Here is a 16,827-nt window from a genome sequence, read left to right on the forward strand (position 1 = left end):
CACTCATCAAAATTTCCGTAAATAAAGAGCCGAATAACCTATTTCATTATTAATTAAATTGAAGCAGCAAAAAAACAGCCTCCGGTTTTTCCGAAGGCCTATAACACTGCAATATTATACAAGACGGGGGATAAGACTTTTTTGAATGAAGAGCAGAAGCGAGATTTAAAAAGCCGGCTTAAATTTTCTGAGTCTCAGGGCGTTGGTCACCACCGACACGGAGCTGAATGCCATGGCACCGCCGGCGATGGCCGGGCTCAGATATCCCAGGGCCGCAAAGGGGATGCCCAGGGTGTTGTATATGAACGCCCAGAAGAGGTTTTGCTTGATGTTCCTCATGGTGGCGCGGCTTAATTTGATGGCGGTGACTATCCCTCTGAGGTCCCCGCTCATGAGGGTTATGTCCGCCGCCTCAATGGCCACATCGGTACCGGTGCCGATGGCGATGCCCACGTCGGCGGCTGCCAGCGCGGGGGCGTCGTTTATGCCGTCGCCCACCATGGCGGTGATTTTGCCCTGTTTCTTGAGTCTTTCCACCTCTTCAGCCTTATGTTCGGGAAGCACTTCCGCCATTACATGTTCGATGCCCACCTGGCGGGCTATGGCCTGTGCGGTGCGCTTGTTGTCACCGGTTATCATCCAGACTTCAATTCCCATGCGCTTCAGTTCTTCGATGGCTTCTCTGGAGTGTTCTTTTACCGTGTCGGCCACCGCCACCACGCCTTCTATCCTGCCGTCTACGGCCATTATCATGGCGGTCTTGCCCTCGTTCTCAAGTTTTTCAAGCAAGTTTTCGATGCCTTCCGTGGGAAGGTTTTTGCTCGTCATCAGGCGGCGGTTGCCCAAATAAACTTTTCTGCCGTTTATTTTTGCGTATATGCCGTGGCCGGGTATGGCCTCAAAGTTTTCGGGATCGGGAAGGTCGATTCCCGCATCTTTTGCCTTGTTGACTATGGCCTCACCCAGCGGATGCTCGGAGTTTTTCTCGGCTGTGGCGGCCAGAGCCAGAATTTCTTCGGGCTGTAACTCTCCCAGAGAGACCAGGTCGGTGACTTCCGGTTTGCCTTTGGTTATGGTGCCGGTCTTGTCGAGGACTATGGCTTTTATCCTGTGAGCCCTCTCCAGATGTTCGCCACCTTTAATCAGCACGCCGTTTTCGGCGCCCTTGCCGGTACCCACCATTACCGATGTGGGTGTGGCAAGGCCCAGAGCGCAGGGGCAGGCGATGACCAGTACGGATACCGCATTGATCAACCCTGCGGTGAAATTTCCATATATGAAATACCATACGCCGAATGTGATGGCCGCTATGACTATCACCACCGGGACAAAAACTCCCGATATCCGGTCGGCCAGTTTCTGTATGGGCGCCTTTGACCCCTGCGCTTCTTCCACCATTTTTATGATCTGCGCCAGGGCCGTGTCTTTTCCGACTTTTGTTGCCTCGAATTTGAATGTCCCGGTTTTATTTATGGTGGCGCCCACCACCTCGTCGCCCACCTTTTTCTCCACCGGTATGCTCTCGCCGGTGAGCATCGATTCGTCTACTGAAGAATAGCCTTCGATGATTTTACCGTCAACGGGAATTTTTTCACCGGGCCGCACCACCACAATGTCTCCAACTTCCACCTGTTCCACGGGTATGTCTATCTCTTTCCCGTCTCTTATGACTCTTGCGGTTTTGGCCTGGAGGCCCATGAGCTTCCTGATGGCCTCTGATGTCCTGCCTTTGGCCAGGGCTTCCAGGTACTTGCCGAGGGTTATCAGGGTGATTATGACAGCCGAGGCTTCAAAATACAGGTAATTGTGAATCATTTCCATGGGCAGGGTGAAGACGTTATAAAGGCTGTAAAAAAATGCAGCCGATGTGCCCATGGCGATTAACACGTCCATATTGGCGGTGCCGTTTTTCAGGTTGTGGTATGACGCTTTATAATACCTGTAACCTATGACAAACTGCACCGGCGAAGCCAGGGTTATCTGGAACCACGGGTTGTCGAGGAACCCGCCGGGCCTGCCCATAATCCTCAAAATCATGGAAATGACCAGCGGGGTGGTCAGGATGGCCGAAATCACCGTAAGCCTCCCCAATGATCTTATCTCCCTCTCCCGCTCCTCTTTTTCCCGGTCCACGTTCATTTCGGTTTTTTCGTAGGCGTCATAACCCGTGTTCTGCACAACCTTGATTAGATTCTTTACATCGGTTTCACTGCTGTTGTACTCCACCGTGGCCGTCTCGGTGGCAAAATTGACTGAAGCCCTATACACCCCCGGCGCCTTGGATAAAGCCTTTTCTATCCTGGCGGCGCACGAGGCGCAGGTCATGTTTTTTAAACCCAGCTCCACCTTATCCAGTATCACGTCATACCCCACATCTTTTATCTTTTGGATAAAGTCCCCCACCGTGACCTTGCCGGAATCGTAGGTGATGCTGGCCTTTTCGGCGGCGAAGTTTACATTGACCTGGCTGACCCCCGGCAACTTTGAGAGGGCCTTTTCTATCCTGGCGGCGCAGGAGGCGCAGGTCATTCCTTTTATCTTTATGCCCGCTTTGCTGACGGTGCCTGACATAACATCTCCTCCTTCAGGTTTATTCTGGTCTTGGGTCTTGATTTTTGAAAAAATATTATACCCTATGGGGGTATATCCTTGCTTTAATTATATCCCTTTTATATTTTTTGTCAATAATTAATTTTAATTACTGTTGAAGGAAAAATGCTCAATTCACCGTCAGCCCTGAAGGAAGATGCTACCTTGAAAGGCCCATCACATACGCCCTGGCGCTCTGGCCTGCCACCGCTCCCTCGCCTACAGCCGTGGCCACCTGGGCCAAGCCTCCGGTGCAGTCGCCGGCTGCAAAAACCCCTTCGACATTGGTTCTCTGGTCTCTGTCCACTAATATATAATTGTTTTCCGTCAGGATTCCCAGCTTCAGTGCAAAGTCCACCGACGACGCGGAACCGTAAGCCACAAACAACCCATTTATTTCTTCGTCCCGCCCGTCTTCAAATACGATTTTTTCCAGTAATTCGCCGCCTTCCAGCCTCATGATGGGCCTGGTGTCAACTTTTATCTTTTTTTCCTCGAGGTAGTTTTTGCTTGTGTCGTTGATTTGAAGTTCACGGCCGTTGGTGAACAGAGTGACATCTTTTGTAAAGCTTTGCATTTCTGATAATTCATGGACCGCGTAATCCTTATATCCCAGGATGCCCACCTTTTTGTTCCTGTAAAAGAAACCGTCGCAGGTAACGCAGTAGTGGACTCCCCGGCCTTCAAATTTGCTCATGTTTTGGATGGGTATTTTTTCCCTCACCCTCCCGGTGGCGATAATTATCGCCCTGCCCCGGTACTCGTTCGCATCCGTCTTGACCCTGAAAAGTTCATCCTTTCCGATATCAAGCACCTCTTCTTCAACCATCTTTACTCCAAACTTCCTCGCCTGCTCTATGCCGCTGCGGAGCAGCTCCTCGCCCGAAACCTGCGGCGCGCAGCAGTAATTCTCAATTACTTTCCCCTCTTCGAGAGCGCTTTGTCTGCCGATTACCAGTGTCTTGAGACCGCCCCTGGCGGTGTATATGGACGCCGACAAACCCGCCGGGCCTTTGCCGATTATTATAACATCATATGTCATAGGATCTCCTCCATTTATGATAAGTTGTTTATTTTTAGTTTCGGCTTATTTTTTGAGGTTAATAATTTAAACTCGGCCTTCTGGACATTGTTAGAACAGCTCATACCTTATATTAGCTGAGAAATGTCATTATGTCAATATATTCATATATATTAATAATAGGGATTAATCTCCGGTGAAGGGTGCTGCAGCGGCCCTGTAAGCCCTACTGCATCATAATCAGGGGCATAGTCTCTTACATTTTTTCCACCAAAAAAAGGCCAGTTTGTACTGGCCAAAAGTCCTCATGCAGTTGTCTATATTTATATTAATTTTAATCATCGAAGAACAGGAGGATTAAAATGAGGAACAAAGCAAAAGCGAATCTGCCGCCGAAAAAGCCCGCACTTCCACCCATCATAGACACTCCTTTCATTAGACTCTAATACAATATATGCCGGGTTTATTTTTTCGGTTAATGCAGGACAACACTTTGTGTTCCGACCTGGATAAAATTCGCAAGTGAGTGCCGGGCTTATGCCGGGCCCGGGGATGCAAGAAGAGGGCAAAATTAAAAAAACCAGCTTAATGCTGGTTTCAAAAAATATCACCTAAATATTAAAGGTCTTATCAATCGTCGCTAAAGAATAAAAGTATCAGAATCAGAAACAGGGCAAAAGCGAACCTGCCTCCAAAAAACCCTCCGCCGGTGGTTTCTTTAATTTCTTCCGACGCCTTTGTTTGTTTCTCGGATGTCCCTGACATTTAGAACCCCCCTTTTTTCTATTCTTTCTACTATAAGATATTCAAAGATTACTTTTTGGTTACAAGTACGCTTTCAAAAAAGAAACCTGCGTAAAAGCCGGCCTTTCGAATGGGGAACCAGTTACGGATTCCAGGAGCCGGCGCATTTTTGGTCGCTGGTAATTTGATGAAATCAAAAAAATCCGGTTTCAATTTAAAGGTTTGGGTCTTTTCAGGCAACGGACATCGGGTAACCCTCTGGAACTTCATGGCATATATTATACTAGGCGGAAGTAAGGGGGTGAATCAAATGGGTGGTGGATTTGGCTTCTTTGGAGGGAGAGCGGCTTTTGCGCTGTTCCTGATATTGATCCTTCTGTTCTTCGCCGATGATTGATCAATGTTAAAGCCGTGCCATGAGGCACGGCTCTTTCTACTTTATTTTCTTGTTATTTTTCGAAATATCTCTTTAACAGCCCCGCAAAGGCGGCTCCATGACGGGCTTCGTCCTTGCACATTTCATGGACGGTGTCGTGAATTGCATCATATCCCAACTGCTTGGCTTTGGTGGCCAGGTCTTTCTTGCCCTGGCAGGCGCCGTGTTCGGCCTCAACCCTCATCTCCAGGTTCTTTCTGGTATCGGCGGCCACGACCTCTCCCAGCAGCTCCGCAAACTTTGCGGCGTGCTCGGCCTCTTCAAAGGCGATCCTCCTGTATGCTTCGGCCACTTCGGGATACCCTTCCCTATCCGCCTGGCGGCTCATGGCAAGATACATGCCCACCTCTGTGCATTCTCCCATAAAGTTGTCCTTTAACCCCTGGACAACTTCGGGGTCAACTCCCTTTGCAACACCTATCCTGTGCTCATCGGCCCAGGTCAACGCCTTGTCGTCCTTTTTCTCCACAAACTTGTCGGCTGAAGCGCCGCACTGGGGGCATTTATCCGGCGGCGTATCCCCCGTATGTACGTAGCCGCATACCGTGCAAACAAATTTTTTCATGTCGAATTCCTCCCTAATGATTTTAATTTTTTATTTTTCCATATCTGTTTCAAATGCAACATTAAAGTGCCTTTGAAACAAATATGTTCGATCAGTTACATTATTAATTATAGTTACTATTATCATTTTTGTCAACAGATTTTTACAAAAAATTTTTGTATATCGCCAGGCCGCAAAGCATATTTTAAATTATGAATAAATATAAGGCGGAACCGGTTAAAGTATGCCTGCGCGGAAGGAGTTATTATCAGTGTGGGAGAAGTTTAAAAAATTTGCTATCAAAGGAAACATTTTTGATCTGGCAATCGGCGTGATTATCGGCGGAGCGTTCGGAAAAATTGTCACTTCCCTTGTGAATGATATAATTATGCCCGTTATTGGATTACTGCTCGGAGGAATAGATTTTTCTAACCTGCAGTTCCGGTTCGGGAAAGCCGTCGTTAAATACGGGGCTTTTATCCAGAACGTTGTGGATTTCTTAATAATTTCTTTTTCTATATTTATATTTATTGAATTAATCGGCAGGTTCAGGGAAAAGGAAGAACACGATGAGGAACCCTCCCCGACCAGGGAGGAGATGCTTCTGGCCGAAATCCGCGATCTGTTAAAACAAAAGCAAAAAACTCCATGAACGTATGATATAATTTATATATAGGGTTAAAATATTTAAGAGGAAGGAGGAGCAATATGGAAACTAATATAAAAAATATGGCAAATGATATTATTGAAAAATACAATCCCATTCGATTGATTCTATTTGGTTCCCATGCCAGGGGAGATGAAAGCCCTGATAGTGACGTTGACTTCCTTGTGGTAATAGATTGCCCTCATGATAAAAAACGTGAAATGGAGGTTGCCATTCGAAGGGATTTGCGAAAATACAAAGTTCCCAAAGACATAGTTATTGCTAACCCGGAAGATATTTCTCATTATCATGACGCGTGGTGGACGGTATATGAAGCAGCTATAAAAGAGGGGAAAGTGCTATATGAACAGAGACAAAAAGGTACAAGCTCAGAAATGGTTGGAAAAAGCTAAAGGCGATTTGTATGGCCGATAGAATATATAATATGGTGTTGAACTTAATTTAATCCCGGAACATGCTTCCAGCTTTTACCTTTGCGATTTCCATACCCCTCTCGAATCGTGCCGGAGGATATAACCATAGCCTTACCCCCGGTATTTTTATGTTTTTCCCCAGCACAAAGACATAAATTTCCGGGTGAAAGGCCCCGGGACCGTACGCACATCTGAAACTGAATCCTTACCCATCCTTTTTGAAACAGATGTTGCAATAAAATGAAACATATGTTACAATCGTATTAAATTGAATCAATTTGCACATTGGATGGGGGAAGGAGACTTGGGTAAAATAAGCAAAATTAAGATGGAGCGTGTAAGTTTCAGAAGCGGGGGTGAGGAAATCTTAAAAAATATAAATGTAGAATTTGAAGCGGGGCTGATTCATACGTTGATGGGGCCATCGGGTGCCGGCAAATCCACCTTTATTAAATTGATCAACCGCCTGATAGACCCCACTGAAGGAAGGGTGTTGGTAGACGGGACGGATATTAAAAATTTTGATATTATAAGCCTGCGCAGGAAAATAGGCATGGTTTTCCAGCAGGCATACCTTTTCGATGGGACTGTTTCGGACAACATAAAATACGGCCCCAAGCTTGCAGGAGAAAAAAATGTGGACGTCAAATATTACCTCCAAATTGTGGGCCTCGGCGAAAACTTGGAGAATAAAAGTGTGGATAATTTATCGGGGGGCGAGCAGCAGCGCGTTTCCATCGCCCGGACCCTTGCCAATAAGCCCGAAGTGATCTTGCTGGACGAACCCACATCGGCCCTGGACCCTGCCTCCACCCAGCTGATAGAGGACTTGATCCTTGAGCTCAAAAATAAATTCAACCTTACCTTCATCTGGATAACCCATAACATGGAACAGGCAAAAAGAGTGGGAGATTATACATACCTGCTGGTGGGCGGCGAGCTGGCAGATTTCGGCAGAACAGCGGAATTCTTTGAAAATCCGCAAAAACAAATTACACGGCTTTTTATAGAGGGAAAGCTGACGGGAGGTAAATCCAAATGAATGTGATTTCACTGACACTGGCATCAAGTCTTGTGCTCATATCCATATTCATTTCTTATTACCAGAAATTAGGAGTGGAAAAGGAAATAATCGCGGGCACCATAAGGGCTGTGGTGCAGCTCACCATAGTGGGATATATCCTCCATTATATTTTTGCCGCCAGCAACTTCTTTTTTACCCTGGCCATGCTGACGGTAATGGTTTTCGTTGCCGGCAACAATGCGGCGAAAAGGGGAAAAGGCGTACCGGGAGTTTTTTACGACATCACCTTGTCCATAGCTGCAGGCGCGGCAGTAACTCTGGCAATTTTGATACTGTTCGGGGCCATCCATTTCAGACCCCAGGAAGTAATTCCTGTGGCGGGCATGATTATCGGCAATTCCATGGTATCATCGGGCCTTACGGTCTCAAGGTTGAAAGATGAAATAAAAAACCGAACCCTGGAGATACAAACGGCGCTGTCCCTGGGCGCCAGTTCCCGTCAGGCGGTCCAGAAAATATTGAAGGTATCATTGAAAACCGGCATGATGCCGACCATCGACAACATGAAGACCCTTGGCATAGTCCAGCTGCCGGGCATGATGACAGGTTTGATTCTGGGCGGGGTCGACCCCATAAATGCGGTGAAATACCAGATCTTGGTCACCTTCATGCTGGCATCCACCGTAGCCATATCATGCTTTTGCGTGACATTTCTAACCTACAGGAAATTCTTCACTCCGTACCATCAGTTGATCGCAAATAACATCAGCTGATCGTAAATAAGTCTTTCCCCCAGTTCGTAAACCGCCTTCCGCCGCTTTTTTATTTTCAAATGTTTATTCAAAATTTCTATTCCCCTTTAATAAAAACGCAAATCCCGTATTACTTAAACCCCGGTTCTCTGTTTGCAGCGCCTTTAACGCCAGTGCCCGGTCCGGTTTTTGAATAACAGACATGGTATGTGAGGGGCACTATTACAGCACCGCCCACCATGTTGCCCAGGGTGACAGGTATAATGTTTTTTATCCAGAATTGTCCCCACGTTATACCGGCGCCGATAAATTTACCTACGGGTATAAAAAACATATTGGCGACACTGTGTTCAAAACCGGAAAGAACAAAGAGCATTATGGGGAACCACAGGGCAAGGATTTTCCCCGTCATGTCGGGGGATGCGGCCTGCATCCAGCACGCCAGGACCACCAGTATATTGCATAATATTCCTCTGATAAAAGCCTGCATAAAGGTCATGGATACCTTGGCGGTGGCGATTTCAACCGACCTGGCAGCCATTGACTCGGAGCCATACAACCCCGAATGGGCCAGCATAAACGCCAGCGCGAGCGACCCGACAAGATTTCCCAGGTACACCACCGCCCAGTTTAAAAGCATCCGTGAGGCCGTGATTCTTTTGTCAAGCACCGCCAGAGTCAGAAGGTTGTTGCCGGTAAAAAGCTCCCCTCCCGCCATGACAACCAGCATAAGGCCTACGGGAAAAACAGCCGCTCCGAAAAATTTCGCCAGGCCGCCGTCCACATTACTCCCGAGCGTTTGGGTCACCACTATACTTGCATTGGCCCCGAAGCCTATAAAAACACCGGCAAAAATGCCCAGTAAAAACATTTTAAATACCGGCAGATTGGCCTTATTCTCACCGATTTGACTCCATACTGAAGCTATTTCTTGGGGCGATAAAATTTGTTTATCTATTTTTACCCCTCCTTTATAATAAATCCACCGGAATCACCGCTGGCCGGTTTTCCCAAAGACTCAAGCTCTGAACATTTTATGCCCAGGGCTTTTACCCCGTTTTCAAAGGCTATTTTATATATTCGACTTTTCGAAATACCGCACCTTTCCAGATACCTGACTTCATCGAAAAAGCCTTCGCCGTGGTATACCCCGTAAGAGCCCGAATCACTTCCCACCGCAATTTTCACGCCGATTTCCAAAGCTTTTTTGACAGCCGCCGCATGTTCGTCAAAAATCCTTCTTATGTTCCGCATCTGATTTCGATATCTTGAATCATTGCTTTCAATGATGTTGCCCAGCGGCGAGAGGGTCGGCACCCAGATTACGTCATTTTCCGCCATCATATGCAGCGCATCCTCGGTGATGAAATACCCGTGTTCTATGGTGTCGGCACCGGCTCTGACTGCCATCTCAACCGCCGCTGATGAATTGGCATGGACCATTACCGGCAGATTTTTTTCTTTCGCAGTTTGTATTATATAATAAAGCTCTTCAAAAGTGAAGGAAATTCCGCCGACCCGTCCATATGAGTCAAAATCCACAATGCCGGTCAATATAACTTTAAGATGGTCCGGCTTTACTTTCAGCAGTTCACCGAACATACTTTTAAAATCTTTTAAATCTTCTACAGGCTTGCCTAAAAAGCCGCCATATCTTGTTTTTTTGTAAATCGCCCATCCGGGGGTTTTGTAAATGATCCCCATTCGCCCCGCCAGCTCCCTGGCTGCCAAAGACGCTCCCAGGTTGTCACCGCCGTCGCGAAGTATCAGGATGTTTTTTCTTCTATATAAGTCCAATATTTCCATGACCGGCCTTAAATTTTCTTCCGTCAATATCTTTCGCCATTTTTTTGAGTTGATGCCGTTCAAAGATATGTGTATGTGAGTGTCGATAAACATTCTTTCATCCCTAACGTTTTATTTCAGCCCGGCTTCATATTCGGAAGCGCTGATCAAATCGCACAGTTCGGCGGAATCGTGCAATATAAATCCGGCTATCCATGCTTCATAGGGCTCCTGGTTTATAAGTTCCGGTTCGTCTTCCAATTTTTCGTTAACTTCCTTTACCGTTCCCGTAAAGGGCATGCAGAGCGTCGAATTCACCTTCGCCGACTCCACTTCGCTGAACTGCTCACCTTTGTTATATTTTTTACCCACTTCCGGAAGATCCACGTAAAGAATCTCTCCCAACTCATTTTGCGCGTAATCTGTAATCCCTACATAAACCGTATCTCCTTCAATTTTTACCCAGAGATGTTCTCTATTGTATTTCAAATTGCCGGGATATTTCATTAAGTAGCCCTCCTTCTTGCATACAGCCTTTTATATTTTTCAAATCTTGTGTATGCTCTGGCCGTGAATGTCGTGCAAAGCCTCCATCAGGGCTTCACACAATGTTGGGTGGGGATGTATGACATCACCTACCTGCTCCGCCGAAAGCCCCAGGTGCACGGCAAGGGTAAGCTCCGCCAGGAGCTCCGTGGCGCCGGGACCCACTATTGATGCCCCGATTAACCTGTCGTTTTCATCGGTAAGGACTTTTACAAATCCCTGAATTTTATCCATAACCAGGGCCTTCCCCAGGCCGCGGAATTCAAAAGTCCCGATCTTATAGGGAATACCTTTTTCACCGGCCTCCGCTTCATTTATTCCAACCGACGCAATCTCCGGGTCGGTGTATACGCATCTGGGAACGGCGTGATACGAAATTTCCCTGTTGCCTCCCACCGCATTTTCAGCGGCAATCAACCCCTCCTTTGAAGCCACATGCGCCAGCGCCGGAGTGGCCACCAGGTCACCGATGGCATATATCCCCTCAACACAGGTTTCCATTTTTCTGTTGACAGGAATCATGCCTCTTTCGTCCGTATGTATGCCTGCATTTTCCAATCCCAGCCCTTGAGTAAAAGGCTTTCTTCCTATAGAAACCATCAAAACGTCCGCATTCAGCTCATTGCCGTCCTGCAGGCTTGCAATCACCTTACCGCCGTCTACCCTGACCGAAGTGATTCCTTGGCCCGTGATAAACCTGATTTTTTCCTTTTTAAACTGCCTTTCAAGCTGTTTTGCCACATCATCATCTTCCTGCGGAAGTATGTGGGGCATCATTTCTACTATTGTAACATCCGAACCCATCCGTCTCAAGAATTGCCCTATTTCACATCCTATTACACCGCCGCCGGCAATAATGACTGAGCCGGGGGCTTCTTCCAAAGATAATACTTCATCGCTGGTTATTACATTTTTTCCATCGTAACTGAAAAGCCGGGGGCAAGCAGGAATCGAGCCGGTTGCCAGTATTATTCTGTCCGCTTCCAGGGTTTCCGCAAATCCATCCCCCATGACTTCGACCCTGCGCCTGTCAATAAGCCTTCCCGTGCCTTTTATGATCCGGACGCCGTTTTTGGTGAGCAAAAACTCTATCCCTTTTGCCAACTGGGAAACCAGTTTATTTTTTCTCTCGATAATATCTTTAAAGCTCGCCTCGGCTTCACCTTCGATGTGTACGCCGAATTTTGCTCCGTCCTTTATCTCGCTTAATAATTCGGAAGACTTGAGCAGTGCCTTTGTGGGAATGCAGCCCCGGTTCAGGCAGGTCCCGCCCAATTTGTCTTTTTCGATGAGGGTCACCCGCGCACCGAGTCTGGCCGCTTTAATAGCCGCTTCGTATCCGCCGGGCCCCGCACCTATTACTACGATTCTCATCGGCTCACCTCCGGTTTTTAAGAGAATTTTTTACTATAGACCCGCCTCGTCCAAAACAAGCGGTACATTTTCTTCCGCACCGATCGCCATTATGTGCACTCCGCTGCACAGGCGCTTTTCCTTCAGTTCGGCAATAAATTCGCCCGCTATCCTGATGCCTTCTTTTACGGGATTCCGGCTTGACTTTAAACGTTCGATTATATTATCGGGTATATTTATGCCGGGAATATTATTATTCATATATCTGGCCATTCCTGCAGACCTTAAGGGAATGATGCCGGCCATGACGGGGACGTTGAAATGCTCCGTCAGCTTCTTAAATTTTTCCACGGTCTCGATGCAAAATACCGCCTGAGTCTGAAAAAATCTCGCCCCGGCCTTTATTTTTTTCTCCATCTTCATAATCTGCAGCTCAATGGGATCGTATTCGGGAGTGACGGTGGCACCCAGGAAAAAGGATGGAGCCCGATCCAGTTTATTGCCTCCCATATCAAAGCCGGTCATGAGCTTTGATGCGGCCTGCAAAATCCCGACGCTGTCAAGGTCATATACCGGCTTTGCACCGGGATTGTCGCCCACGGTGGGATGATCTCCGGTAAGGGCCAGCAGGTTTTCTACGCCGAAAAACGCTGCGGAAAGCATTTCACCCTGGATGGCAATTCTGTTTCTGTCCCTGCCCGTTATCTGCAGGACCGGTTCCAGGCCACCGTCCAGCAAAGCCTTGCACATGGCAAGAGATGTGGCCTTTAATGACGATGATTGAAAATCCGTTACATTTATGGCGCACACCCTGCCCCGTACCAATTCCGCACAATGTAAGGCGTGGGAAAAGTCGGTTCCTTTCGGGGGCGCCAGTTCCGACGTCACGGCAAACTCGCCATTTTCAAGGGCTTTTTGCAGCAGACTCATGCCCCTTCACCCCCGTCTTTTTCGCGCAGGTTATAGCGTCTCGGATATGCGGCTTTTGAAAAATCCTTAGGCTCCGCAATTTCGCTCAATTTATAAGATTGTCCCAATTCTTTCAACTTGTTATATATTAAGATCCATGCACAGTCGTTTTCCGGATTGACTTCACACTTGCCGTTTTTGGCTCCGCCGCAGGGACCGTTGAGCAGAGACTTGGCACACCGGGTCACGGGACAGATACCGCCGGTCGAGCCGAGAACGCATTCTCCGCACGTCCGGCATGCCTCGGTATACTTCCCCACCCTTTCCACTTCCCCAATGAACAGGGTGTCGTTGCCGGGATAGACCGGAATTTTGACCAGCTTCGCCACAGTCTGGACGCCGTCTCCGCATGCAAAAGAAATAATTGCACAAGCTTCATCGAGTTCTTTTTTTATCTGTCTTAAATCCTTCTTAACCAGGAGAAGATTGCAGCTGGTCTGGGGCACTATTAAAGCCACCACATTCTTGCCGCTGTTTTCCAGGCTTTTCTTTATTTCTCTTAACTGTTCCTCGCCCCCAGATTGGCACGCCGTAGCGCATTCACCGCAGCCGGTCAACACGATTTTTTCACAGCCTTCTATATATTTGAGTATTTCATCAAAAGGCTTGTTCCTGGAAATAATCAAATCTTGCGGCCCCCCTCCGTCACAAACTATTTTGCATTTTACATGCCTTGACCACGTGCTCCGCTAAAATCGAGGTTGTGACCGAACCTACCCCACCGGGGACGGGGGTAATCATGGAAGCTTTATCCATACAATCCTCCGTATCCACATCTCCGCACAACTGCCCCTGTTGGTCGACATTGATGCCGACATCGATGACCACGGCACCATCCTTCACGTATTCAGATGTTATCATTTTTGCCCTTCCCACACAGACTACCAGCACATCAGCTTTTGACGACACCCCCGGCAGATCTCTGGTCCTCGAATGACAAATGGTGACGGTGGCATGTTCTTTTAATAAGAGCATGGCAACCGGTTTCCCCACAACCATGGATCTGCCGATAACCACCACGTTTTTGCCCTTTAATTCCACATTGTAATACTTCAACATTTCCATCACGGCGCAAGGAGTGCAGGGGGCAAATCCCGTTTCATCTCCTTCCATAACCTTTGCCACATTGGCGGGGCTGAAACAATCTACGTCTTTTTCGGGCGCAATCACATATTTGAGGGCATCCGGGTCCAGTTGCGGCGGCAGCGGCCTAAGAACCAATATCCCGTGAGTGGCGCCGTCGTAGTTTGCATCCTGCAGCACCCTGACAAAACTTTCCCGGGAAATGTCTTCCGGCAGTGCCACAACCTGCGTCTGTATACCTACATTTTCCATGGTTTTCAGGGCTCCGCGCTCATAGGCCAGGTCGTCAGGCCTCTGCCCAGCCCTGATTATTGCAAGCTTAGGGTAAATCCCTTTATCCTTTAAATCCTCCACCTCTGCTTTTAATCTTTCTTTCAGGGCATCCGCCACCGGTTTACCTTTTATCAAAACGCCCAATTTCATCTCTCCTTCTCTTACATATCTTTTCTTTCATTTGTTTAAAATTGATTCAACTTTCCGGTACACCTCATCGGCCAGTTTCACACCCGATTGCACCAGGGCCTCCGTCTGATTTCTGACCTCTTCCACGAATTTTCGATCCTGAATGGAATTAATATTTATCGTGACATTCAGCATACCGCCAAGCAAGGCCGCCCTTAAACACTGAACCCCGACGCCCACATCGCTTACCGCCAGTCTGGAACACTTATCCACCAGTTCTGCGTGCAACCGTATCGCCTCATAACAGGCTTTCACAATTTCCACGGGGACCCGGCAGGCCTGCTTCAGGGTTTTCTCCAGGATTTCCCGTTTCAATCTTTTCTCTTCTTCGGTACCGTCCGGCATACCGTAAGCTTTTGAAAGCGGAAGGAAGTTTTCCGCATCCTCATCTATCATACGAAGTAGATCATTCATGATTTTTGTGGCCCTTGTCAATAAGTCCTGTAAATCTTTTTCGTACTGCGCGTACTTTTTCTTTCCCACCGTGAGGTTGCACACCATGCTGCCCAAAGCCGTACCCGCTGCGCCGACCAGAGCGGCGGCGCCTCCTCCTCCGGGCACCGGTTTCTTGGAAGCCAGTTCCGCGATGAATTCGCTGCACGATTTATCCGCAAATTTCATTCAAACATCCCCGTCTTTCTTTCTATTCTATATTATTTTTATTTTTAAGGCCGCTGTGTTATCAGAACAAACCGGAAATCACGCCTTTTTCGTCCACGTCGATTTTTTCGGCGGCCGGAACCTTTGGAAGGCCGGGCATTTTCATTATTTCCCCCGTCAGGGCCACCAGGAATCCCGCCCCAGCCGATACGGTAATGTCTCTTACGGTAATATCGAAATTGGTGGGCCTGCCGAGCTTTTTGGGGTCGTCAGTGAGGGAATACTGGGTCTTTGCCATGCATACCGGCATTTTCCCGAACCCGAATTTCTCCATATTTTCAATTTCCCTTAAGGCCTTATCGGTAAAAATGACGTCTCTTGCACCGTATATTTTTTGGGCGATGGCCCTTATCTTTTCTTTGATGGGCATATCGAGTTCATATGCAAAAGTCATTTTATTCTCATGTTTATTATCTTCAATCAATCGGAGCAGTTCGCGCGCCAGATTTTCTCCGCCCTGGCCACCTCTGGCCCAGACTTCGGAAAGCACGGCATTTACGCCCAGCTCTTTACACCTGTTTTTAACCAGTTCCAGTTCGGCTTCCGTATCCTGCGGGAATTTATTGATGGCCACAACAGCCGGCAGATTGAAAACCCTGGTGATGTTTTCCACATGTTTGAGCAGGTTTGGCAGCCCCTTTTCAAGGGCTTCCAGATTCTCCCTGGCAAGGTCCGGTTTAGGCACACCGCCGTTGTATTTAAGGGCCCTTATGCTGGCAACAATGATTACCGCATCGGGTTTTATTCCCGCCAGCCTGCACTTTATGTCGATGAATTTTTCCGCCCCAAGGTCGGCGCCGAATCCGGCCTCCGTGACCACATAATCGGCCAAAAGCATGGCCATTTTGGTGGCAATGACAGAATTGCACCCGTGGGCGATGTTGGCAAAGGGGCCTCCGTGCACGAAAGCGGGTGTTCCTTCCAGAGTCTGCACCAGATTCGGTTTTAGTGCGTCTTTTAACAATGCGGCCATGGCCCCGTGAGCCTTTAAGTCTCCGGCGGTCACGGGCATTCCGTCCCGATTGTACGCCACAACTATTTTCGACAGTCTTTCTTTCAAATCCTTAATATCGGAGGCCAGGCAAAAAACCGCCATTATTTCCGAAGCAACGGTAATATCAAATCCGTCTTCCCGGGGCACACCATTGGCTTTCCCGCCAAGGCCGTCGACGACGAACCTCAGCTGTCTGTCGTTGATATCCAGGGCTCTTCTCCACACAATCCTCCTGGGGTCTATATTTAACTCATTTCCCTGGTAAATGTGATTGTCGATCATGGCCGCCAGCAGGTTGTTGGCGGCGGTTATGGCATGAATATCGCCCGTAAAATGTAGGTTAATGTCCTCCATGGGGACCACCTGGGCGTAACCTCCCCCCGCGGCGCCGCCTTTGACGCCAAAAACCGGTCCGAGAGAAGGTTCCCGCAGGGCTACCATGGCCTTTTTTCCCAACCGGGATAGGGCGTCCGCAACCCCGATAGTCGTGGTGGTTTTCCCCTCGCCGGCGGGAGTGGGGTTTATGGCGGTTGTCAAAATAAGTTTCGCCTTTTTACCCCCGCTCCTTTTCAGCAAATTGTAGTCGACTTTGGCTTTATATTTGCCGTACAACTCAATATCTTCGTCGGAAAGGCCCAGCTTTGCGGCAATCTCCCTTATATCTTGAAGTTTTACCGATTGAGCAATTTCAATGTCCGATTTAAACCCCATTGCAGTCCCTCCTTAATCATATCTTTAATTTTTTATAATATCACTGATTTAATATCACACTGATTGAGGTTGTT

Annotated in this window: 18 protein-coding genes; 5 read left to right on the forward strand and 13 right to left on the reverse strand. The window is 47.9% G+C overall.

What is annotated here, in order from left to right:
- Positions 1–165: 165 nt before the first annotated feature.
- From ACKX14_RS10630 to ACKX14_RS10640, 3 genes are all read right to left on the reverse strand, one after another.
- A complete protein-coding gene (locus tag ACKX14_RS10630) occupies positions 166–2,571 on the reverse strand; it encodes a heavy metal translocating P-type ATPase (RefSeq protein WP_422447422.1) in 2,406 nt (801 codons plus the stop codon).
- 178 nt (positions 2,572–2,749) lie between these two features.
- Complete coding sequence (locus tag ACKX14_RS10635) at positions 2,750–3,631, reverse strand: NAD(P)/FAD-dependent oxidoreductase (RefSeq protein WP_422447424.1); 882 nt, start codon at positions 3,629–3,631, stop codon at positions 2,750–2,752.
- 609 nt (positions 3,632–4,240) lie between these two features.
- Complete coding sequence (locus ACKX14_RS10640) at positions 4,241–4,375, reverse strand: hypothetical protein (protein WP_422447425.1); 135 nt, start codon at positions 4,373–4,375, stop codon at positions 4,241–4,243.
- A gap of 109 nt (positions 4,376–4,484) precedes the next feature.
- On the opposite strand from ACKX14_RS10640, the gene ACKX14_RS10645 reads away from it, so the two are divergent.
- Positions 4,485–4,751: a hypothetical protein gene (locus tag ACKX14_RS10645; RefSeq protein ID WP_422447427.1), complete on the forward strand. Its 267-nt coding sequence runs from the start codon at positions 4,485–4,487 to the stop codon at positions 4,749–4,751.
- Positions 4,752–4,803: 52 nt separating this feature from the next.
- On the opposite strand, the gene ACKX14_RS10650 is transcribed toward ACKX14_RS10645, so the two are convergent.
- On the reverse strand, positions 4,804–5,355 hold the full coding sequence (locus ACKX14_RS10650) for an NADH peroxidase (protein ID WP_422447429.1): 552 nt from the start codon (positions 5,353–5,355) through the stop codon (positions 4,804–4,806).
- A 250-nt stretch (positions 5,356–5,605) separates the two neighbouring features.
- On the opposite strand from ACKX14_RS10650, the gene mscL reads away from it, so the two are divergent.
- The 4 genes from mscL (at position 5,606) to ACKX14_RS10670 (ending at position 8,211) form a co-directional block, all read left to right on the forward strand.
- A complete protein-coding gene (mscL, locus tag ACKX14_RS10655; RefSeq protein ID WP_422447431.1) occupies positions 5,606–5,986 on the forward strand; it encodes a large conductance mechanosensitive channel protein MscL in 381 nt (126 codons plus the stop codon).
- Between the two features lie 56 nt (positions 5,987–6,042).
- On the forward strand, positions 6,043–6,393 hold the full coding sequence (locus ACKX14_RS10660; RefSeq protein ID WP_422447433.1) for a nucleotidyltransferase domain-containing protein: 351 nt from the start codon (positions 6,043–6,045) through the stop codon (positions 6,391–6,393).
- Positions 6,394–6,727: 334 nt separating this feature from the next.
- Positions 6,728–7,456 (forward strand): ABC transporter ATP-binding protein, encoded by a 729-nt coding sequence (locus tag ACKX14_RS10665; protein ID WP_422447479.1) that lies wholly within the window; start codon positions 6,728–6,730, stop codon positions 7,454–7,456.
- Complete coding sequence (locus ACKX14_RS10670) at positions 7,453–8,211, forward strand: ABC transporter permease (RefSeq protein ID WP_422447435.1); 759 nt, start codon at positions 7,453–7,455, stop codon at positions 8,209–8,211. Before ACKX14_RS10665 ends, ACKX14_RS10670 begins: the two co-directional genes overlap by 4 nt.
- A gap of 109 nt (positions 8,212–8,320) precedes the next feature.
- Here ACKX14_RS10670 and ACKX14_RS10675 read toward each other — a convergent pair whose 3' ends face one another.
- The 9 genes from ACKX14_RS10675 to ACKX14_RS10715 form a co-directional block, all read right to left on the reverse strand.
- Positions 8,321–9,172: a formate/nitrite transporter family protein gene (locus tag ACKX14_RS10675; RefSeq protein ID WP_422447481.1), complete on the reverse strand. Its 852-nt coding sequence runs from the start codon at positions 9,170–9,172 to the stop codon at positions 8,321–8,323.
- Positions 9,151–10,089: an amidohydrolase family protein gene (locus tag ACKX14_RS10680; RefSeq protein WP_422447437.1), complete on the reverse strand. Its 939-nt coding sequence runs from the start codon at positions 10,087–10,089 to the stop codon at positions 9,151–9,153. The genes ACKX14_RS10675 and ACKX14_RS10680 overlap by 22 nt, the downstream gene beginning before the upstream one ends.
- Before the next feature lie 18 nt (positions 10,090–10,107).
- The gene (gene gcvH / locus ACKX14_RS10685; protein ID WP_422447438.1) at positions 10,108–10,482 is read right to left on the reverse strand and encodes a glycine cleavage system protein GcvH; all 375 of its coding nucleotides are present in this window, start codon (positions 10,480–10,482) and stop codon (positions 10,108–10,110) included.
- A gap of 39 nt (positions 10,483–10,521) precedes the next feature.
- Complete coding sequence (gene lpdA, locus ACKX14_RS10690) at positions 10,522–11,895, reverse strand: dihydrolipoyl dehydrogenase (protein WP_422447440.1); 1,374 nt, start codon at positions 11,893–11,895, stop codon at positions 10,522–10,524.
- Between the two features lie 33 nt (positions 11,896–11,928).
- A complete protein-coding gene (locus ACKX14_RS10695) occupies positions 11,929–12,804 on the reverse strand; it encodes a methylenetetrahydrofolate reductase (protein WP_422447442.1) in 876 nt (291 codons plus the stop codon).
- On the reverse strand, positions 12,801–13,469 hold the full coding sequence (locus tag ACKX14_RS10700) for a methylenetetrahydrofolate reductase C-terminal domain-containing protein (protein ID WP_422447444.1): 669 nt from the start codon (positions 13,467–13,469) through the stop codon (positions 12,801–12,803). The genes ACKX14_RS10695 and ACKX14_RS10700 overlap by 4 nt, the downstream gene beginning before the upstream one ends.
- A gap of 19 nt (positions 13,470–13,488) precedes the next feature.
- Positions 13,489–14,343, reverse strand: coding sequence for a bifunctional 5,10-methylenetetrahydrofolate dehydrogenase/5,10-methenyltetrahydrofolate cyclohydrolase (locus ACKX14_RS10705; protein ID WP_422447446.1), 855 nt, complete (start codon positions 14,341–14,343; stop codon positions 13,489–13,491).
- A 33-nt stretch (positions 14,344–14,376) separates the two neighbouring features.
- Positions 14,377–15,009, reverse strand: a complete 633-nt coding sequence (locus tag ACKX14_RS10710; RefSeq protein WP_422447448.1) for a cyclodeaminase/cyclohydrolase family protein — start codon at positions 15,007–15,009, stop codon at positions 14,377–14,379.
- A 61-nt stretch (positions 15,010–15,070) separates the two neighbouring features.
- On the reverse strand, positions 15,071–16,753 hold the full coding sequence (locus ACKX14_RS10715; protein WP_422447450.1) for a formate--tetrahydrofolate ligase: 1,683 nt from the start codon (positions 16,751–16,753) through the stop codon (positions 15,071–15,073).
- Between the last annotated feature and the right edge of the window lie 74 nt (positions 16,754–16,827).

The sequence above is a fragment of the Thermorhabdus hydrogeniformans genome, assembly GCF_049310025.1.
GTDB lineage: Bacteria > Bacillota > Thermosediminibacteria > Thermosediminibacterales > Tepidanaerobacteraceae > JBJYKD01.